Source organism: Pseudomonas sp. NFACC04-2, assembly GCF_900119265.1.
GTDB classification, from domain to species: Bacteria; Pseudomonadota; Gammaproteobacteria; order Pseudomonadales; family Pseudomonadaceae; genus Aquipseudomonas; species Aquipseudomonas fluorescens_AA.
This window is the reverse complement of sequence record NZ_FPJC01000003.1, coordinates 322986-343494: the sequence shown is the minus strand read 5'-3', so window position 1 is coordinate 343494 and position 20509 is coordinate 322986. Positions and strand designations below refer to the sequence as shown.

The window sequence follows — 20509 nt, the reverse complement described above, 5'->3', positions numbered from 1 at the left end:
GGAGCTGCCCGAGTTCAGGTATCGCGAAACAGATCGTGGGCATCCAGCAGTCGCCAGGCGATTTCGGGACGTTTTTCCAGCCCGCGGCGGATGGCGGCGGGGATCGACTGGCGAATCTTGCGGCACAGGCCGGGTTGTTCCTGGAACTCGATGGCGATGCCGCGCATGGTCCGCACTTCGTTGTAGCCGGGCTCGACGCGCAGGCGGATCCCCAGGTTTTCGTACAGGCGTTGTTGCAGGCGCTGGAGTTCGTCGAGGCTCTGGATGTTCTCCAGACGCTCGAGCAGGCGTTTTTCTTCCTGGCGATTGAGACACAGGATGCGTAGGTCGCTGCCAGGCGCTTGCAGCAAGGCATCACGTCCGCAATCGCAGACGCCGGGCGGGCAGGGGGGACGGATCGGGATCGACGCGGTCATGGGCTCCACAAAGTCTGCTGCACAACGAAACAGCGAGCTTATCGCCAGCCCAGGCAATGTGATACCTGGCGGCATGTGGGTCAAGCCTGTTGGAGGGGCCGCTGGTCTGGCGCGGCTGTTGTGCTGTGGGAGCGAGCCTGCTCGCGATAGCGGTGGGTCAGTTTCCATACCTGTTGGATTTGCCGCCGTCATCGCGAGCAGGCTCGCCCCCACATTTGGATTCCGGCGCACACAAATGCTGTGTCCGACCTCAATCTCCTGTGGGAGCGAGCCTGCTCGCGATACGGTGGTTCAGTCGAGAGGGTTACAACCCCAACTCGGACAACCCCGGATGATCATCCGGCCGGCGGCCCAGGGGCCAGTGGAACTTGCGCTCGCTTTCCTTGATCGGCATGTCGTTGATGCAAGCGTAGCGGTTGTACATCAGGCCTTGCTCATCGAACTCCCAGTTTTCGTTGCCGTATGAGCGGAACCAGTTGCCCGAGTCGTCGTGCCATTCGTAGGCGTAGCGTACGGCGATGCGGTTATCGGTAAAGGCCCAGAGTTCCTTGATCAGCCGGTAATCCAATTCCTTGGCCCACTTGCGGGTCAGGAACGCCTTGGCTTCTTCGCGGTTGTGCGCGAATTCGGCGCGGTTACGCCATTGGGTGTCCAGCGTGTAGGCCAGGGATACTTTTTGCGGGTCGCGAGAGTTCCAGCCGTCTTCGGCCAGGCGAACTTTCTCGATCGCCGATTCACGGGTGAACGGTGGCAGTGGCGGACGAACTTCAGAAGAGGCAGACATGGCGAATCTCCAATGAGTGAATGAATGACGCAGGGTTCAACGATCAGGTGTGTAGCAATATCTTCAACATGTCCTGGGCGTGGTCAGCCGCGCTGTGGTCGCCCATGACCAGCGCCACGGTAATGGCGCCGTCGATCAGAATCAGTAGCTGGTGGGCCAGGGCGTCCGGATTCTCGACGCCTTGTTCGACGCACAGTCGGGTCACGTAATCGAGCAGCTTCTGTTTGTGCATCTTCGCCACCTGGCGGACCGGATCCTGTGGATCGCCGGTTTCGCCGCTGGTATTGATGAAGGCACAACCGCGAAAACCTTCGCTGTCGAACCAGCCCTTGAGCACGGTGAACAGGTTGAGCAGCCGCGCCGTCGGTGTGGGCGCCTTGTCCACTTCGCTGCTGAACCAGTGCATCCAGCGCTCGTCCCGCCGCTTGAGGGCGGCCACGATCAGGTCGTCCTTGTTGGCGAAGTAGCGATAGACACTTTTCCTGGAAACGCCGGCGGTTTTCACCAGAAGGTCCATGCCGGTGGCGGCGATGCCACTTCTATAGATCAACTTTTCGGCGACATCGAGGATGATGTCTCGTGTTTCATTACCAGTGATTTCGTTCATGGGGTAAAAGTAGAACGATCGTTCTCCTTGGTCAAGTTGTTTTTTTTTCTTGACGACAGGAAGACCCGAACCCATCCATGGTGTAAGCTCATCCGTTCTTTGGAATCGACCTTTTTGCGAGCCCTATGCCGTCGCTCTTCAAACGCTCCCTGCTGCCCAAGCTGCGCAGCTTTGCACTGACCGCCGACGCGGTGACCATCCTCGATGGCGCTGCCCAATTCCGCCGTTGCCTGCTGGAGAAAATCGCCCAGGCCACCCAGCGCATCTATATCGTCGCCCTCTACCTGCAACAGGACGAGGCTGGCCAGGAAATTCTCGATGCCCTGCATGCCGCTAAAGCGGCGCGTCCGGAACTGGACGTGGTCGTGGTCGTGGACTGGTTGCGGGCCCAGCGCGGGCTGATTGGCGCCAAGAAGCAGCCGGGCAACTCGGCGTGGTACCAGGAACAGACCCGCACCCATGCCAGCGAAGTGCCGATCTACGGCGTGCCGGTGCAGACCCGCGAGCTGTTTGGCGTGTTGCATTTGAAAGGTTTCGTGATCGATGACTGTGTGCTCTACAGCGGCGCCAGTCTGAATAACGTCTACTTGCACAAGTTCGATAAATACCGCTACGACCGCTACCACCTGCTGCAGAACACGGCACTGGCCGACTCGATGCATCACCTGGTGCAGCATGGCCTGATCACCTCCAGGGCCGTGCATCGCCTGGACCTGCCCAACCTGCCCAGCACCCGTAGTTTGCGCAAGGACATCGGTGACCTGCGCAGCCGTCTCAAATATGCGACCTATGACACCAGCGTCGGCAGCCTCGACAAGAGCGGCCTGTCGGTGAGCCCGTTGCTGGGCGTGGGCAAGAACAACCCCCTGAGCCGGGTGATCGGTGAACTGATCGCCAGCAGCCGCCAGCAACTGACCATCTGTACCCCGTATTTCAACCTGCCCCTGGCCGTGACCCGGGAGCTCAACCGCGCCCTGGCCCGCGGGGTCAAGATCGACATCATCGTCGGCGACAAGACCGCCAACGACTTCTACATTCCGCCAAGCGAGCCGTTCAAGATCATCGCGGCGCTGCCATACCTCTACGAAATCAGCCTGCGACGTTTCGCCAAACGGCATCAGCACGCGATCGACAGCGGCCAATTGAACCTGCACCTGTGGCGTGACGGGGACAACACCTATCACCTCAAGGGCATGTGGGTCGACGAGCGCTACACCTTGCTGACCGGCAACAACCTCAACCCGCGGGCCTTTCGCCTGGACCTGGAAAACGCGCTGTTGCTGGACGACCCCAAGGGCGAATTGCTGGCGCCGCGCCAGGCCGAGCTTGAGCGGATCTACTGCCACACCCGCCGGATCGAACGTTACCTGGACCTGGAAACCCTGCCGGATTACCCCGAGGCCGTGGCCAGGTTCCTGAAGCGGGTCAGCCGGGTGCGGATAGAACGGCTGCTTTACCGGATCCTGTGAACACCCGCGCCATGTCGGAAAAAGACACCATCTCCATCCAGCTGGTGCGTGAGGCATTGCTGCAAAGCTGCGCGCCCGGGGCAGCCACCGAGGAGGTCTTGAGCAAGGTCGGCATAGACCCGGCGCTGCTCGACGATCCCCAGGCGCGGGTCCCGGCCCATGCCTATGCGCGGCTCTGGCGGTTGCTGGCCCAGCGCTTGGATGACGAGTTTTTCGGCATGGACCCGCGCAAGCTCAAGTCCGGCAGCCTGGCGTTTCTCTGCCAGTGCGCCATGGCCCAGCCTACGCTGGCGAGCGGCTTGACGGCGGGGCTGGGGTTTCTGTCGCTGATGCTCGAACACCTACCGGCCCAGTGGGCGCGCCAACAAAGCCTGGCGGAGATCGTGCTGTTGGAAGACGACCAGGATCCGCGTCGAGCCTTTACCTATTTCACCTATTGGATGATCGTCCATGGCGTGGCCTGCTGGCTGGCCGGGCGGCGCATTCCTATTCTGTCTGTCGAACTGCGCTGCCCGGCACCGGATTTCTGCGACGACTACCGGGTGATGTTCTCCCAGAACCTGCGCTTTGACCGGCCGCGCACCCGGATGATTTTCGCCGCCGAATGCCTCGACCTGCCCATCCGGCGCAACGCTGACGAGCTCAAGCGCTTTCTGGCCCGGGCCCCGGCCAACATCCTGGTCAAATACCGCGACCCGCAAAGCCTGGCCAGTCGTATCCGGCACGACCTGCGGCAACTGCCCGCCGAACAGTGGCCGGAAACCGAGGCCCTGGCCCAGCAATTGTGCGTGTCCGCCTCGACCCTGCGCCGACGCCTGGCGGAGGAGGGCCAGACTTACCAAGGCCTCAAGGACAGCGTGCGCAAGGATCTGGCGATCACCTGGCTGGCCGAGCCGTCCATCAGTTTCGTCGAAATCGCCTCGCGCCTGGGTTTTGCCGATGCCAGCTCCTTCTACAAGGCGTTTCGCAAATGGTCCGGGTCCAACCCGGGGCATTATCGCAGCCTGATTCTCAACGACCCGGATTGATCCATCGGGCGGTCTCCAATCTTGTGCCGACCCAAGCCCCCTGTGGGAGCGAGCTTGCTCGCGATAGCGGTGGTTCAGCCGCCTCGTCATTGACTGCCAAACCCTCATCGCGAGCAAGCTCGATCCCACAGGGGCTTTCGCTTGGCAAGTTGGCACGCTCATAAAACCGTCATTTTTCTTTGATACAAGCCTGTGCAGGCGCCGGAAAAGCCGGGCCATCCATCAAGGTAGTGTATACACGTGACCGTTTTGGGCAGCGTATGAGCGTATTGGTCACCGGTGCCGCAGGATTCATCGGTTTTCATACCGCCAGGCGGTTGTGCAGCGAAGGCCATCAGGTCATCGGCATCGACAACCTCAACAGCTACTACAGCGTCGAGCTGAAACAGGCCCGACTTGCACAGCTGGCCGAATGCCGCAACTTTCGCTTCCAGCGGCTGGATGTGGCCGACAAACCGGCGTTGCTGGAGTTGTTTGCGCAAAACACGTTCGAGTCCGTCGTCCACCTGGCGGCCCAGGCTGGTGTGCGCCATTCCATCGATAATCCCGACCTGTATGCCCAAAGCAACCTGGTGGGGTTCCTCAACGTGTTGGAAGCCTGCCGTGCCCACCGGCCGGCGCACCTGGTGTTCGCCTCGAGCAGCTCGGTGTATGGCTTGAACGACCGCCTGCCATATGCCACGACCGATCCGGTGGATCAGCCCGTGTCTTTTTATGCGGCAACCAAGCGCGCCAATGAACTGATGGCCCACGCGTACTCGCATCTCTACGGCATTCCCACCACCGGCCTGCGGTTTTTCACCGTGTATGGACCGTGGGGACGACCCGACATGGCACCGTTCAAATTCACCGACGCCATCCTCAACGGTCGCGCCATTGACCTCTACAACGACGGGGCGATGTCGCGGGATTTCACCTACATCGACGACATCGTCGAAGGCCTGGTGCGGTTGTTGCCACGGCCGCCGGCCAATGAAACAGGCGTGCGCCACAAACTCTACAACATCGGCTTCGGCGCTCCGGTGCAGCTCCTGCAGTTTGTCGAGTGCCTGGAAGAGGCCCTGGGCATACCCGCGATCAAGCATTTTTTGCCGCTGCAAGCGGGTGACGTGGTCGACACCTGGGCGGACACGCGCGAGCTGGAGGAACACATAGCGTTTCGCCCGCAGGTCGCGGTGCCTGTCGGCGTGCAGTCGTTTGTCGATTGGTACCGCGGGTATTACCGCGTTTAACCCCTCAGCTGTTTACTGGAGCGTCATGCACGAAACCCTTTATGTGTCGGTCCTGATTCCGGCAAAGAACGAAGCCGGCAACCTCATTCCACTGCTGGAAGAAGTGCGGGTGGCGCTGGCCGACGAGGCCTTCGAAGTCATCGTCGTCGACGATGGCAGCACAGACGCCACCGCCGCTGAGCTGCGGGCGTTGCAAGGCAGTGGCTATCGCCAGTTGCGGGTACTCAGCCATGCCCGTTCTCTCGGGCAGAGCACCTCGGTCTACCACGCGGCTGAAGTGGCCCGCGGGCACTGGCTGGCAACCCTCGATGGCGACGGGCAGAACGACCCGGCCGACCTGCCAAAGATGCTCGACCTGGTGCGCGGTTCGGAGGGTACGCTCGCCGGCGTCAAGCTGGTGGCCGGGCATCGCGTCAATCGCCGGGATACGGCGAGCAAGCGTTGGGCCTCGCGGTTCGCCAACAAACTGCGGGCCAGCCTGCTCAAGGACCAGACACCCGATACCGGTTGCGGCATCAAGTTGATCGAGCGCGAGGCGTTTCTGCGCTTGCCGTATTTCGATCACATGCATCGCTTTATTCCGGCGCTGATTCGTCGGCACAACGGCCGGATGCTGGTTCACCCGGTGAATCACCGTGAGCGCGGGGCCGGGGTCTCCAACTACGGCAACCTCGACCGGGCGCTGGTGGGCATTGTCGATCTGTTTGGAGTGTGGTGGTTGATAAGACGCACCCGCCTGGATATCAACGCACAAGAAACCGAGGTGTGACATGGGCAGAGAAACGTTGTGGCTGGCCGTTGGCTTCGGCGGCCAGTTGGCCTTCACCGGACGTTTTGTCCTGCAATGGCTATACAGCGAGTACAAGAAGCGTAGCGTGATTCCCGTGGGTTTCTGGTACTTGAGCATCATCGGCAGCGCGCTGTTGCTGGCCTATGCCATCTACCGCGAAGACCCGGTATTCATTGTCGGCCAGTCCTTCGGCTTCATCGTTTACCTGCGCAATTTGCAGTTGATCACCAAGCATCACGAGCAGGAAAACCGCGAACTGGCCGAGAAGGGCTGAGACGGTGCGGATACGATTGCCTTCCTCGCGACTGGAGCTTCTGGCGCTGGTGGTATTGGCCTTGATCATGGTGGGTGCCGGGCTGGGTTGGCGCCAACCGATGAACGTCGATGAAGAGCGCTTCCTCGGCGTTGCCCTGGAGATGCTGCAGAACGGCTCATGGTTCATTCCCCACCGCGCCGGGGAAATCTACGCCGACAAGCCGCCGTTGTTCATGTGGGCGGTGGCGTCGTTCGTGCAATTGACCCATCTGCCGAAAGTCGCTCTGTACCTGCCCGCGCTGTTGGCCGGCGCCGTCACCACCGCATGCCTGTACGACCTGGGCCGGCGCTTGTGGGGGCGACGTGTGGGAGGGATCGCCGCGCTGTTGTTTCTGGCCACCTATCAGACCTACAGCATCCTGCGCACCGGACAGATCGATGGTTTTCTTGCGCTCTGGACCAGCCTGGGGATCTATGGCTTGTGCCGGCATTTGATGCTCGGCCCGGCGTGGCGCTGGTATTACGTGGCCTGCGCGGCGATGGGACTGGGGGTCATCAGCAAAGGCGTGGGGTTTCTGCCGGTATTGATGCTGATTCCCTACGCCTATGGGGTGCGTCGAGGGTGGAAAGGCCTGGTGTCCATGCCGGGCAAGGCAGGGGCCTGGTGGCTGGGGCTGGTTGTGGCGCTGGTGGCCATCGCGCTTTGGCTTGGGCCTTTGTTGCTGATTGTGTGGCAGGGCAGCCCCGACAGCCTGGCGTACGCCCAGGAAATCCTGCTGAAGCAGACGGCGGGGCGTTATGCCAATGCCTGGGAGCACCGCGAACCCTTCTGGTATTTCTTCGTTCAGGTGATTCCGAAATACTGGCTGCCGATCTTTTTCATGCTGCCATGGCTCGTACCGGCCTGGCGCAGGCAGTTGCTCAAGCATGACGGTCGCGTGCTGGTGCTGCTGGGGTGGGTGGTGCTGGTGCTGTTGTTCTTCAGCCTGAGCAGTGGCAAGCGCAAGCTGTATATCTTTCCCGCGTTGCCAACCTTGATCCTGCTGGTGGCGCCGCTTGTGCCGTGGATGCTGCACCGCTGGTTCAGCCGGCGTCCGAGGGGCAGGGTGGTATTCGCTGGGTTGACGGTGGTGTGGTTATGCGCCTGGTTTGTGCGCGGCTTCATCGAGCCTTACAGGGAAGGCATCAACCCCCACCAGACCTTGATGCGCGATGTCGCGGGGCTGACTTCAAATGCCGAGTTGGTGCTCGTCGGGTGGCGCGAGGGCCATTGGCTGTTCGCCCAGCAGCCCATCGTGCATTTTGGCTTCCATGACCGCCAGTCCCTGGAACGATCCGCCACCTGGCTGCGCGGCCACCCGCAGGCCTTTGCCTTGGTGCCCGCGCAGGACCTGGCGCGCTGCTACGATCCGCAAAAGGCGCGCCGGGTCGGCGATACCTCGCGGGCCGAGTGGTTCCTGGTGGGGCCTGATGCGGACAACCAGCGCTGCCAGTCCCCGGTGCCGGAGAAGGTTTACTCATTTGCCTGGAAGCAGCCCTTGTAGCGGCTGGACTGCCGCCATCGCGAGCAAGCTCGCTCCCACAGAGGATGTGAGGTGGGTCTCGATTTTGTGATCGCCCAACCTCCCGATGTGGGAGCGAGCTTGCTCGCGAAGACGGCCTGACCGGCAATACACCCCTCGAACCATGGCCAAACCAGTCAAGCAACTTGATGGCTTTGACCATTGCCGCCACCGCCCTTCGGCGCGAGTATTTGTCTGCTCTTCACGGTTCCCCCAGCCAATAAAAAGTACAGAGGGATTCTGGTCATGCGCGATTATTCGTCCACCACGTCACAGTTCGATTACCTGCAAACCGTCAACGCCGCGCTGCACGGCTCGCTCGAGGCGCTCAATGCCTGTGTCGAGTGTTGCGACCGGCATGCGTTGCCGGGTCGCATCGCCTTGTTCTGGGAGGGCCGTGACGGCAGCGAAGCCACCTGGACTTACCGCGACCTGCAGGACAATGCCGCACGGTTCGCCAACTTCTTGCGTGCCCAAGGCGTCGGCAAGGGTGACAAAGTGGCCGGCCTGCTGCCGCGTACTGCGGAACTCTTGATCGTCGTACTCGCCACCTGGCGTATCGGGGCGGTGTATCAACCGCTGTTCACCGCGTTCGGGCCCAAGGCCATCGAGCACCGCCTTGGCAGCTCGGGGGCGCGGATCGTCGTGACCGACGCCGTCAACCGTCCCAAACTCAATGAAGTCGCCGGTTGCCCCACCATCGTCACGGTCGGCGGCGAGAAGGGCCAGGGCATCCTGCGGGGCGACTACAGTTTCTGGGCCGAAGTGGCGAACCACTCCAACCAGTGCGAACCGCTGATGCTCACCGGCGAAGATCCGTTTTTACTGATGTTCACCTCCGGCACCACGGGACCTGCCAAGGCGCTGTCGGTGCCGCTCAAGGCCATCGTGGCGTTCCAGAGCTACACCCGTGACGCGGTGGACCTGCGCCCTGAAGACGCCTTCTGGAACGTCGCCGACCCGGGTTGGGCCTACGGCATTTATTTTGGCGTGACCGGGCCGCTGGCCATGGGGCATCCGATCACCTTCTACGATGGCCCGTTCACCCTGGAAAGCACCTGCCGGATCATCAACAAGTACGGCATCACCAACCTGACCGGCTCGCCCACCGCCTATCGCCTGTTGATCGCCGGAGGTGAGCAGTTTGCCCGCTCGATCAAGGGCAAGCTGCGCATCGTCAGCAGTGCCGGTGAGCCATTGAACCCCGAGGTGATCCGCTGGTTCGCCGACAACTTGAACGTGGTGATCCACGACCATTACGGCCAGACCGAACTGGGCATGGTGCTGTGCAACCACCACGGGCTGGAACACCCGGTGCACCTGGGGGCGGCCGGTTTCGCCTCGCCGGGCCACCGGATCGTGGTGTTGGATGAAGAGCAACGCGAGTTGGGCGTGGGCCAGCCGGGCATTCTCGCGGTGGACCGCAGCCGGTCGCCCATGTGCTGGTTCGCCGGTTACGAAGGCGCGCCGACCAAGGCCTTCGTTGGCAACTACTACTTGAGTGGCGACACCGTGGAGTTGAATCCGGATGGCAGCATCAGCTTCGTCGGCCGCAGCGACGACGTGATCACCACCTCCGGCTACCGGGTCGGTCCGTTCGACGTGGAAAGTGCGCTGATCGAACATCCGGCCGTGGTGGAGGCGGCGGTGATCGGCAAGCCTGATCCAGAGCGCACCGAGTTGGTGAAGGCCTTCGTGGTGCTCAGCACCCAATATCGCGCTTCTCCGGAGCTGGCGGAGGAACTGCGCCTGCATGTGCGCAAGCGCCTGGCGGCCCATGCGTACCCCCGTGAAATCGAATTTGTCAGCGACTTGCCGAAGACCCCAAGCGGCAAGTTGCAGCGCTTTATCTTGCGCAACCAGGAAATCGCCAAAGCCCAAGAAGCTACGGCGCAAAACGTTTCAGCTTGAATCCAAGGAAACCATGATGCAGATCGACAACAAGATTTTCCTCGTCAGCGGCGGTGCTTCCGGCCTTGGCGCAGCCACCGGTGAAATGCTGGTCAAGGCCGGCGCCAAGGTGATGCTGGTGGACCTCAACGCCGATGCCGTGGCCGCCCAGGCGCACAAGCTGGGTTGCCAGAGCGTGGTGGCCGATATCAGCAACGAAGGGGCTGCTGAAGCGGCAGTCAAGGCGACGGTCACGGCGTTCGGCGGTCTGAATGGCCTGGTGAATTGCGCCGGTATCGTGCGCGGCGAGAAGATCCTCGGCAAGAACGGCCCTCATGGCCTGGACAGCTTCAGCCAGGTGATCAACGTCAACCTGATCGGCAGCTTCAACTTGCTGCGCCTGGCGGCTGCGGCCATCGCCGAAACCGAGGCCAACGCCGACGGCGAGCGCGGGGTGATCATCAACACCGCTTCGGTAGCGGCCTTCGACGGCCAGATCGGCCAGGCCGCCTACGCGGCCTCCAAAGGCGCCATCGCCAGTCTGACGTTGCCGGCCGCCCGTGAGCTGGCGCGCTTCGGTATCCGGGTGATGACCATTGCCCCGGGGATTTTCGAAACCCCGATGATGGCCGGCATGACGCCTGAGGTGCGTGATTCCCTGGCCGCCGGCGTGCCGTTTCCGCCGCGCCTTGGGAAACCTTCCGAGTACGCGGCGCTGGTCAGGCATATCATTGAGAACAGCATGCTCAACGGCGAGGTAATCCGTCTCGACGGTGCCTTGCGTATGGCAGCCAAATAAGTAAGGAGGATTCATGATGTCCAACGATCCTATTGTCATCGTCAGCGCGGTCCGTACCCCCATGGGCGGTTTCCAGGGCGAACTGAAAAGCCTCACCGCGCCGCAACTGGGTGCCGCCGCTATCAAGGCCGCCGTGGAGCGGGCCGGTATCGCGCCGGGTGCGGTTGAAGAAGTGCTGTTCGGTTGCGTGCTCGCCGCGGGCCTGGGCCAGGCGCCGGCCCGTCAGGCCGCGCTGGGCGCCGGGCTCGACAAGTCGACCCGCTGCACCACGCTCAACAAGATGTGCGGTTCGGGCATGGAAGCGGCGATCCTGGCCCATGACATGCTCATCGCCGGCAGCGCCGAGGTGGTGGTGGCCGGTGGCATGGAGAGCATGTCCAACGCCCCGTATCTGCTCGATCGCGCCCGTAGCGGCTACCGCATGGGCCACGGCAAGGTGCTGGATCACATGTTCTTAGACGGCCTCGAAGACGCCTACGACAAGGGCCGCCTGATGGGCACCTTCGCCGAGGATTGCGCCGAAGCCAACGGTTTGAGCCGTGAAGCCCAGGATGCCTTTGCCATTGCCTCCACCACCCGCGCCCAACAAGCGATCAAGGACGGCCGTTTCGAGGCCGAGATCGTGCCGCTGACGGTGACCGTCGGCAAAGAGCAGGTACTGATCAGCCACGACGAACAGCCGCCGAAAGCCAAGCTGGACAAGATCAAGTCGCTCAAGCCGGCATTCCGTGAGGGCGGCACGGTAACAGCGGCCAACGCCAGTTCCATCTCCGATGGCGCGGCGGCCCTGGTGCTGATGCGCCAGAGCCAGGCGCAGCAGCGGGGCTTGAAACCCTTGGCGGTGATTCATGGGCACGCGGCGTTTGCCGACACCCCAAGCCTGTTTCCGACGGCGCCGATTGGCGCGGTGAAAAAACTGCTGCACAAAACCGATTGGTCGCTGGATGAAGTCGATCTGTTCGAAGTCAACGAAGCCTTTGCCGTGGTGGGATTGGTCGCCATGCACCAATTGGACATTCCCCATGCCAAGGTCAATGTTCACGGTGGCGCTTGCGCCCTGGGCCACCCCATCGGCGCATCCGGCGCGCGGATTCTGGTGACGCTGCTCTCGGCCCTGCGCCAAAAAGGTCTCAAGCGCGGCGTCGCGGCGATTTGCATCGGCGGCGGCGAAGCCACGGCCATGGCCGTTGAATGCCTGTATTAAGGAATCACCATGCTCCCGACTGAAGAACAGACGCAAATCCGCGACATGGCCCGAGACTTCGCCCAGGAACGCTTGAAACCGTTCGCCGCCGAGTGGGACCGTGAGCACCGTTTCCCCCGGGAAGCCATCGCTGAAATGGCCGAGCTGGGCTTTTTCGGCATGCTGGTGCCGGAACAGTGGGGCGGCTGTGACACCGGTTACCTGGCCTATGCGATGACCTTGGAGGAAATCGCCGCTGGTGACGGTGCCTGCTCGACCATCATGAGCGTGCACAACTCGGTGGGCTGCGTGCCGATCCTCAAGTTCGGCAACGATGAGCAGAAGGCGACATTCCTCACGCCCCTGGCCAGCGGCGCCATGCTCGGCGCGTTTGCCCTGACCGAGCCCCAGGCCGGTTCGGACGCCAGCAGCCTCAAGACGAGGGCACGCTTGGAGGGCGACCATTACGTGCTCAACGGCTGCAAACAGTTCATCACCTCGGGGCAGAACGCCGGCGTGGTGATCGTGTTCGCGGTGACTGATCCGAGCGCCGGCAAACGCGGCATCAGTGCGTTCATCGTGCCGACCGATTCGCCGGGTTATACCGTGGCGCGGGTCGAAGACAAGCTCGGTCAACATGCCTCCGATACCTGCCAGATTCTCTTCGAAGATGTGAAGGTGCCGGTGGGCAACCGCTTGGGGGAGGAGGGCGAGGGCTACAAGATCGCCCTGGCGAACCTGGAAGGCGGGCGCGTGGGCATCGCGGCGCAGTCGGTGGGCATGGCCCGCGCGGCGTTCGAGGCTGCCCGCGACTATGCCCGGGAACGGCAGAGTTTCGGCAAACCGATCATCGAGCACCAGGCCGTGGCGTTTCGTCTGGCGGACATGGCCACCCAGATCGCCGTGGCCCGGCAAATGGTGCATTACGCCGCCGCCCTGCGGGACGACGGTCAACCGGCGTTGGTGGAAGCCTCCATGGCCAAGCTGTTCGCTTCGGAAATGGCCGAGAAGGTCTGCTCTATGGCGTTGCAGACCCTGGGCGGTTACGGTTACCTCAACGACTTCCCGCTGGAGCGCATTTATCGCGACGTGCGGGTCTGTCAGATCTACGAAGGCACCAGCGACATTCAGCGCATGGTCATTTCGCGCAATCTTTGAACAGGAGTCCTGCATGAGCTACGAAACGATTCTATTGGAGATCAAGGACCGCGTCGGCCTGATCACCCTCAACCGTCCCCAGGCCTTGAACGCCTTGAATGCGCAGATCGTCAGTGAGCTGAACAAGGCGCTGGATAGCCTGGAGGCGGATCCGAGCATTGGCTGCATCGTGTTGACGGGTTCGAAAAAAGCCTTTGCCGCTGGTGCCGACATCAAGGAAATGGCCGAGCTGACCTACCCGCAGATCTACCTGGACGACCTGTTCAGCGACAGTGACCGCGTGGCCAACCGTCGCAAGCCGATCATCGCGGCGGTGAACGGTTTTGCCTTGGGCGGTGGCTGCGAGCTGGCGTTGATGTGCGACTTCATCCTGGCCGGCGACAATGCCAAGTTCGGCCAGCCGGAAATCAACCTCGGCGTGCTGCCGGGCATGGGCGGCACCCAGCGCCTGACCCGGGCGGTGGGCAAGGCCAAGGCCATGGAAATGTGCCTGACCGGGCGCTTTATCGACGCGGTAGAAGCCGAGCGCTGCGGCATCGTCGCCCGGATCGTACCGGCCGATGAACTGCTGGACGATGCGCTGAAAACCGCAGCGTTGATTGCCTCCAAGTCGGTGCCCATCAGCATGATGGTCAAGGAAAGCGTCAATCGCGCGTTTGAAGTCAGCCTGTCCGAAGGCGTACGTTTCGAGCGCCGGGTATTCCACGCGGCGTTCGCGACGCAGGACCAAAAAGAAGGCATGGCGGCATTCGTGGCCAAGCGCGCAGCGGCGTTTCAGGACAAGTAACTCGGCGCCTTCATTGACGCCATCGCGAGCAAGCTCGCTCCCACAGGGTGCTGGTGGTGTACGCAGCATTTGCATACGCCATCACCCCCTGTGGGAGCGGGCTTGCCCGCGAAGACGCCGGCACATCCAACATAGAGGTCACTGACCCACCGCTTTCGCGAGCAAGCCCGCTCCCACACTGGATCTCAGGTGTACGCAGCATTTGCGTACACCACTGGACACTGTGGGAGCGAGCTTGCTCGCGATGCTTTTTCCAGCCATCACACCAAGTAGTGTTTCAACTCCCGGGCGATGACCATTCGCTGGATCTCGCTCGACCCTTCATAGATCTGGGTAATCCGCGCGTCGCGGTAGTAGCGCTCTACCGGATAATCCTCGAGATACCCGTACCCACCGTGAATCTGTATGGCCGAGGAGCAAACTTTCTCGGCCATTTCCGAGGCAAACAGCTTGGCCTGGGAGGCTTCCGACAGGCATGGCTTGCCGGCGCTGCGCAGGCGGGCGGCGTGGAGGATGAGCAGGCGGGTGGCGTTGATGCGGGTGTGCATGTCGGCCAGCAGGTTGGCGATGCTTTGGTGCTCGATGATCGGCTTGTCGAACTGGACGCGATCGCGCGCGTAGGCCAGCGCCGCTTCGAACGCCGCGCGGGCGATGCCCAAGGCTTGGGCTGCGATGCCGATGCGACCGCCTTCCAGGTTGGACAAAGCGATGGCCAAGCCTTTGCCACGCGCGCCCAGCAGGTTGGCCTCGGGGATGGTGCAGTTGTTCAAGGTAACCGCGCAGGTGTCCGAAGCGCGGATGCCCATCTTGTGTTCGGTGCGATCGACGATGAACCCAGGTGTATCCGTGGGCACCAGGAACGCCGAAATGCCTTTTTTGCCCAGCTCCGGATCCGTCACGGCAAACACGATGGCCAGTTTCGCCCGCTTGCCGTTGCTGACGAACTGCTTGGCGCCGTTGATGACCCACTGGCCATCGCGCAGCTCGGCCCGGGTGCGCAGGTTATGGGCTTCGGAGCCGGCCTGGGGTTCGGTCAGGCAGAAGCAGCCAATGGCCTGGCCACTGGCGAGCGCGGCCAGCCAGGTCTGTTTTTGTTCATCGGTGCCAAAATTCAGGACCGGCCCGCAACCCACCGAGTTGTGGATGCTCATCAGCGCCCCGGTGGCACCGTCGCCCGCGGAGATTTCCTCCACCGCCAGGGCATAGGCCACGTAATCGACGTAGGTGCCGCCCCATTCTTCCGGTACCACCATCCCCAACAGGCCCAGTTCACCCATCTTTGCCACCAGGCCGTCGTCAATCCAGCCGGCCTTTTCCCACGCTTGGGCATGGGGAGCGATTTCACCACGGGCGAAGTCCCGGGCCATGTCGCGGATCATCACTTGTTCTTCGGTCAGTTCGAGGTCGTGCATGGCTCAGTTCCCGTGGTCGTCGAAGCCGTCGAAGAAACTCGCCACATGGTCGGCGTCCAACGCCTCCAGGGTCGGCGGGTTCCAGCGCGGGTTCTTGTCTTTGTCGATCAGCAAGGCGCGTACGCCTTCGATCAGGTCTCCGCGTTCGAACCATTGCCGGTCCAGGTGCAGCTCCAGGGCAAAACACTCTTCCAGGCTCAGATGCCGACCGCGCCGGAGCATTTCCAGGGTCACGGCCATGGCCAGGGGCGAGCGACTGCCCAGCACGTCGGCGGTCTTCAGCGACCATTCGTGGCTGTTGGCGACAGTGACCTGGCGCAACTGCTCGACCATGCTTGGTACATCGGGCAGGGCAAAGAAATGGTCAATGGCCGGTCGCAAATCGGCCAGAGGGGGCGCAGGGAGTTGTTGCTGGCCGAGTTTGGCCAGCAGGCTTTGCAGGTCCTTGAGCGGCATGTCGTGCCACTCAAGTCGATCGAGACGCTCGTCGAGCTGCTTGAGCTTGTGGCTGTCGAGGTACCAGTCGGCGAGCCCGCAATACAATGCATCGGCGGCGCGGATCTGTACGCCGCTGACCCCCAGGTAGATCCCCAGCTCACCGGGAATGCGCGACAGGAAATAACTGCCGCCCACGTCCGGGAAATAACCGATGGCGACTTCCGGCATGCCCAGGCGACTGCGTTCAGTCACGATCCGCAGGTCGGCGCCTTGCACCAGGCCCATGCCGCCGCCCAGCACGAAGCCGTCCATCAAGGCGAGGATCGGTTTGCGGTAATGGTGGATCGTCAGGTCGAGGGCGTATTCTTCGACGAAGAAATCCTCATGCAGGGTGTCGCCCTGCTTGTGGCTGTCGTACAGCGAGCGGATATCACCGCCGGCGCAGAAGGCCTTGTCGCCCGCGCCACGCAGTACCACCGCGCGAATATGTGGGTCGAGTGCCCAAGTATCGAGTTGTTGCTGCAAGCTGCGCACCATGCCCAGGGTGAGGGCATTGAGGCCGGCGGGGCGGTTCAGGGTCAAGTGGCCAATGTGATTGCGAACGTCGACCAGCACCTCGTGGGCTACGGTTTCCATGGTTTCCGCAGCTTGGGATGAAACCTGAGCTGTCATCGCTAACTCCCTGCTTTTATTGTTTTTTACGAATAGTGTCGCGCGTACCCGTTCAGGATCGTACCAGTGCAAATTTGCCTTGCACAACCGGGATACGTGCAGGTCCTGTCTGCATATTTATAGCAGCCACAGGCTCAACCGCGACCGGAAAGCACCTCCGCGATGCTGCGGCGCCTGGCGTTTCGTTCGCTGGCATGGATCAAGTGTTCGAGATCTTCCGGGGTGACGTCGAAGAAGGCCTCCATTTCCGCCAGGGCTAATTTCAGGTCTTCGGCGGTGATGGCCTGTCGGTCGACGGGAGAGTGGTCAGCCGGTATGACGGCCGCCGGTTCGCTGGCGCGCTTGGGGTAGCGCACACGCGTGAGGTTGTTGTAGGCCAGCGCAAAGGCGAGCAGCCCGCAGCCGGCCAACATGGCCGCGCCGACCGCCTGCCAGTCCAAGGCAACGATGGATGGATCCGCTAGCACCAAGGTCGCCGCCAGGGCGCCTGCCGGTGGGTGCAGGCAACGCAGCCAACACATCAACACCAGCGCCATGCCGGCCGCCAGGCAGGCGCTGCCCAGGGTCCGCCCCAATACATGGGCCACCAGCAGTGCCACGACCGATGCACAGAGGTAGCCGCCGACAATCGACCAGGGCTGGGCGAGGGCGCCCGAGGACACGGCAAACAGCAGCACGGCCGAAGCGCCGAGGGGGCCGATCAGGTGTTGCGCCACCTCAAGGCCAAAGACCTGACCACATAGCCAGACACTGAACATCGTCCCCAACGCCATGCCGATGGCGGCGCGGCTCCATTCGGTTGGACGGGTATTGATAGCGGCGGGGAACCAGCGAGAAAGCATTAAGCGAGAATCCAAAAAACTAACAAAAAAAGGGGCTTACGGGAAAAACCCAGAAAGCCCTTTAAGTGTTCCAACAGTTGGGGGAGGAACGGTGCACAGTGTGCCTCCCACAACCTTTGCTTACAAATTCATATTAATGCAGGTTGAGTGCATTAATTTTGAGGTAACGGTCAGGTTCAAGCGCTTCTTGAGGCGGGATACCACGTTTGCTGGGCGATGGGCAGGTTGCGTGATTGGCCGCGGCCCATCGGAAAATAGGTAAAGCCCTTGTCTGCCATGCGTTCCGGGTCGAACAGGTTGCGACCGTCGAAAATCACCGGGGCCTTGAGCCGCTGCCGGATCAGGTCGAAGTCCGGCGCCTTGAAGGGCTGCCATTCGGTGCAGATGACCAGCGCGTCGGCTCCAGGCAACACCGATTCCGGCGTGCCCATCAGCATGAGTCGGGTTTCGTCGGGATAGAGCAGTTGGGTTTGCTGCATCGCCTCAGGGTCGAAGGCGCGGACACTGGCTCCCGCAGCCCAGAGCGACTCCAGCAGGGTGCGGCTCGGCGCATCGCGCATGTCGTCGGTGTTGGGTTTGAAGGCCAGGCCCCACAGCGCGAAGGTCTTGCCACGCAGGTCGCCCTGGTAGAACGCGTTGATCCGCTCGAACAGCTTGTGTTTCTGCCGATCGTTGATGGCTTCCACCGCCTGCAGCAGGTCACTGGAACAGTGAGCCTGCTCGGCGGTGTGGATCAGGGCGCGCATGTCCTTGGGAAAGCACGAGCCGCCATAGCCGCATCCCGGGTAAATGAAGTGGTAGCCGATGCGCGAGTCGGCGCCGATGCCCAGGCGCACGGACTCGATGTCGGCCCCCAGGTGTTCGGCCAGTTCGGCGATCTGGTTGATAAAGCTGATTTTGGTCGCCAGCATGCCGTTGGCGGCGTATTTGGTCAGCTCGGCGCTGCGCAGGTCCATGAACAGGACCCGGTCGTGGTTGCGGTTGAACGGGGCGTACAGGTCGCGCATGGTTTCGCGCACTTCATCGCGCTCGCAGCCGATCACGATGCGATCCGGACGACGGCAATCGGCGACGGCCGAGCCTTCCTTGAGAAATTCGGGGTTGGAGACGATATCGAACTGCAGCAAGCGACTGGCCTTGAGCAGGCATTTGTCGATGTGCGCCCGCAGAACGTCACCGGTGCCCACCGGCACGGTGGACTTCTCCACCACGATGAGCGGTTGCTCGCGATAACGGGCGACAGCCTCGCCAACGGCCAGCACCTGGCTCAGGTCGGCACTGCCATCGTCCCGGGAGGGCGTGCCTACCGCGATAAACAGCACCTGGCCGTGTTGCACGGCAAGCTGCTCGTCACAGGTGAAGTGCAAACGCCCGGCCTCCAGCCCTTCGCGCACCAGCGCGGCCAGGCCGGGCTCGAAAATACTCACCTGGCCTTGCCGAAGGCTGTCGACCTTGCGCTCGTCGATGTCCATGCACACCACGTCATGGCCCACCTCGGCCAACACGGCGGCCTGCACCAGCCCTACATAACCACTTCCGAATACACTGATCTTCATGGCGGATTCCCTGGATCATTCCGAGCGAGCGACATGCACAACCAGCGTTCGCCGCAGTGCGCTTGGTTCAGAATAAGTCGGGGATATTGCAGTTCACTTACAGCCCACTGAAGTCTTGCGCCGTCAATCGGTACGCGGCTGGCAGTTGCGCGACGAACTCGCCGACCACTTCCCGGGTCAGGCTGACGATGTCTTCCACCCGCTCCATTCCGGCGCCGGTCCGCCAACTGGCGACGATGTCCATGACCGATGGCAGCGGCACGCCGTCCACCAAAGTCAATGTGCCTTGGGCCAGTTCGCCGACCACCAGCGCCGCGGGCATGGCGCCGATGCCAAAACCGTCGCGAACCAGGCGGGTGATAGCCGAGGCCGAGTTCACGCAGTTGATGCGGGGCGAGACGATGTTGGCCGAGTGCAGCAGGTTGAGGATGTCCTGGTGGGGCCGTGAGTTGCGTGAAAAAGTCACGATGCGTTCCTGCGACAGATCTTCCAGTGACCCATAGGCTCGGTCATAGGCGGAACCGGTGCGCACCACCCAGTGCATCGGGTAACGGGTCAGCAATGCATTGCGCACGCTGTCCAGGCGCAGGATGTCGGTCTGGAAAATGATGTCCTGGTAGCCTTTTTCCAGCTGTGAGCAGAGGTTGCTCGCGGTGTCGGCCGACAGTTCGATTTCCAGGGCTGGGTAGCATTCCATCAGGCGTGTCACCAAGGGACTGAGCCAGGTGTGGATCACCGTATCCATCGCGCCGATGCGGATCCGGCCGCGCACCTGGCGCGGATCCTTGATCACGGCTTTCATGCTCTGCATGGTGTCCATGATGCGCTCGGCGTATTCCAGCACGCGCTGGCCCTCGGAGGTCAGCGACACCCCTTTGGAATCGCGCACGAACAGGCGCACGCCCATTTCGTCTTCCAGGGCGGCGATCCGGCTGGAAATGGAGGCCTGGGTGGTGAACAGTTTTTCCGCGGTGAGGCGAAAGCTCTTCAGGCGGGCCACCCAGACGAAGGTTTCGAGAAACTTGATGTTCACTGGGGGCGGTTCCTTGGAACAGTCATGCAAGACTCCTGAAAGCGCGGGGCCGGCCTGGTCAGAGATCCGTCACGTAGTGGATCACGTCCTGAAGCGCGCCCGAATCCGGCGCGTTATCAATCATCGCCTCGGGCCGGCACCATGGATAGTCCAACGTCGACACCCAGGCCATGATCATCGGCAGTTCGGTCGCCGGCAGGGTCTTCATGTGTTCGATGGTGATGGTCAATCGCTCGACCCGCTGCGACCGCGGATCGAACTGCCAGTCGTACAGGCCACAACCGACACGCGCCTCGCCGCTGTTCTTGTCTGACATCGCCACCAGCCATTTGCATTGGAACGCTTCGGCGTTTGCCGGCGGAGGGGCGGTCAGGCAGAACGTGTAGACGTTTTCGAAGGTCTGGCCGAAGCGACGGACCAGCACATCGCCAATGGCGGCACGGCCTTCAACGTGGTCGGGAAACGAGATGGAGCCGGTGTGCACGACCATTTCCAGAGTAGCAGCCGCTGTAAAGGCCTGATCCAGCAGGTGCGGGCGGTTGCCGTCCTTGGCACGGATGTACTGTTGAATCGAGAACTGAGCAGTATTCATCGTG

The 20509-nt window shown here is 62.1% G+C and carries 20 protein-coding genes; 11 read left to right on the top strand and 9 right to left on the bottom strand.

Annotated elements, in window-relative coordinates; translation table 11 throughout:
- Positions 1-14 precede the first annotated feature (14 nt).
- The 3 genes from BT125_RS06040 to BT125_RS06030 form a co-directional block, all read right to left on the bottom strand.
- Positions 15-416: a hypothetical protein gene (locus tag BT125_RS06040; RefSeq protein ID WP_060742284.1), complete on the bottom strand. Its 402-nt coding sequence runs from the start codon at positions 414-416 to the stop codon at positions 15-17.
- Positions 417-720: 304 nt separating this feature from the next.
- Positions 721-1200, bottom strand: a complete 480-nt coding sequence (locus tag BT125_RS06035) for a nuclear transport factor 2 family protein (RefSeq protein WP_060742285.1) — start codon at positions 1198-1200, stop codon at positions 721-723.
- A gap of 43 nt (positions 1201-1243) precedes the next feature.
- A complete protein-coding gene (locus BT125_RS06030) occupies positions 1244-1807 on the bottom strand; it encodes a TetR/AcrR family transcriptional regulator (protein WP_072405635.1) in 564 nt (187 codons plus the stop codon).
- Between the two features lie 125 nt (positions 1808-1932).
- On the opposite strand from BT125_RS06030, the gene pssA reads away from it, so the two are divergent.
- The 11 genes from pssA (at position 1933) to BT125_RS05975 (ending at position 13960) form a co-directional block, all read left to right on the top strand.
- Positions 1933-3276: a CDP-diacylglycerol--serine O-phosphatidyltransferase gene (gene pssA, locus BT125_RS06025; RefSeq protein WP_072405634.1), complete on the top strand. Its 1344-nt coding sequence runs from the start codon at positions 1933-1935 to the stop codon at positions 3274-3276.
- Between the two features lie 11 nt (positions 3277-3287).
- Positions 3288-4304, top strand: a complete 1017-nt coding sequence (locus tag BT125_RS06020; protein ID WP_072405737.1) for an AraC family transcriptional regulator — start codon at positions 3288-3290, stop codon at positions 4302-4304.
- A gap of 260 nt (positions 4305-4564) precedes the next feature.
- Positions 4565-5536 (top strand): NAD-dependent epimerase, encoded by a 972-nt coding sequence (locus BT125_RS06015; RefSeq protein WP_072405633.1) that lies wholly within the window; start codon positions 4565-4567, stop codon positions 5534-5536.
- A 25-nt stretch (positions 5537-5561) separates the two neighbouring features.
- Positions 5562-6305 carry a glycosyltransferase family 2 protein gene (locus BT125_RS06010; RefSeq protein ID WP_072405632.1) on the top strand — a complete coding sequence of 248 codons (744 nt, stop codon included), beginning with the start codon at positions 5562-5564 and terminating at the stop codon, positions 6303-6305.
- Position 6306: 1 nt separating this feature from the next.
- On the top strand, positions 6307-6600 hold the full coding sequence (locus tag BT125_RS06005; RefSeq protein WP_072405631.1) for a lipid-A-disaccharide synthase N-terminal domain-containing protein: 294 nt from the start codon (positions 6307-6309) through the stop codon (positions 6598-6600).
- Positions 6601-6667: 67 nt separating this feature from the next.
- Entirely contained in the window at positions 6668-8125 is a 1458-nt protein-coding gene (locus BT125_RS06000; RefSeq protein ID WP_072405736.1) for an ArnT family glycosyltransferase, read from the top strand.
- A 264-nt stretch (positions 8126-8389) separates the two neighbouring features.
- Positions 8390-10054 (top strand): AMP-binding protein, encoded by a 1665-nt coding sequence (locus BT125_RS05995; RefSeq protein ID WP_072405630.1) that lies wholly within the window; start codon positions 8390-8392, stop codon positions 10052-10054.
- 16 nt (positions 10055-10070) lie between these two features.
- Entirely contained in the window at positions 10071-10832 is a 762-nt protein-coding gene (locus tag BT125_RS05990; RefSeq protein WP_072405629.1) for an SDR family NAD(P)-dependent oxidoreductase, read from the top strand.
- Between the two features lie 13 nt (positions 10833-10845).
- Positions 10846-12036 (top strand): acetyl-CoA C-acyltransferase, encoded by a 1191-nt coding sequence (locus BT125_RS05985; RefSeq protein WP_170866808.1) that lies wholly within the window; start codon positions 10846-10848, stop codon positions 12034-12036.
- A gap of 9 nt (positions 12037-12045) precedes the next feature.
- The gene (locus BT125_RS05980; protein ID WP_072405628.1) at positions 12046-13173 is read left to right on the top strand and encodes an acyl-CoA dehydrogenase; all 1128 of its coding nucleotides are present in this window, start codon (positions 12046-12048) and stop codon (positions 13171-13173) included.
- Positions 13174-13186: 13 nt separating this feature from the next.
- Entirely contained in the window at positions 13187-13960 is a 774-nt protein-coding gene (locus BT125_RS05975) for an enoyl-CoA hydratase (protein ID WP_072405627.1), read from the top strand.
- Positions 13961-14220: 260 nt separating this feature from the next.
- Here BT125_RS05975 and BT125_RS05970 read toward each other — a convergent pair whose 3' ends face one another.
- From BT125_RS05970 to BT125_RS05945, 6 genes are all read right to left on the bottom strand, one after another.
- A complete protein-coding gene (locus BT125_RS05970) occupies positions 14221-15372 on the bottom strand; it encodes an acyl-CoA dehydrogenase family protein (protein ID WP_072405626.1) in 1152 nt (383 codons plus the stop codon).
- 3 nt (positions 15373-15375) lie between these two features.
- On the bottom strand, positions 15376-16482 hold the full coding sequence (locus BT125_RS05965; protein WP_072405625.1) for an enoyl-CoA hydratase/isomerase family protein: 1107 nt from the start codon (positions 16480-16482) through the stop codon (positions 15376-15378).
- Positions 16483-16616: 134 nt separating this feature from the next.
- A complete protein-coding gene (locus BT125_RS05960; protein ID WP_072405624.1) occupies positions 16617-17324 on the bottom strand; it encodes an HPP family protein in 708 nt (235 codons plus the stop codon).
- Positions 17325-17500: 176 nt separating this feature from the next.
- Positions 17501-18880: a UDP-glucose dehydrogenase family protein gene (locus BT125_RS05955; protein ID WP_072405623.1), complete on the bottom strand. Its 1380-nt coding sequence runs from the start codon at positions 18878-18880 to the stop codon at positions 17501-17503.
- A gap of 97 nt (positions 18881-18977) precedes the next feature.
- Positions 18978-19913, bottom strand: a complete 936-nt coding sequence (locus tag BT125_RS05950; protein ID WP_072405622.1) for a LysR family transcriptional regulator — start codon at positions 19911-19913, stop codon at positions 18978-18980.
- Positions 19914-19971: 58 nt separating this feature from the next.
- Complete coding sequence (locus BT125_RS05945; protein WP_072405621.1) at positions 19972-20505, bottom strand: hypothetical protein; 534 nt, start codon at positions 20503-20505, stop codon at positions 19972-19974.
- Between the last annotated feature and the right edge of the window lie 4 nt (positions 20506-20509).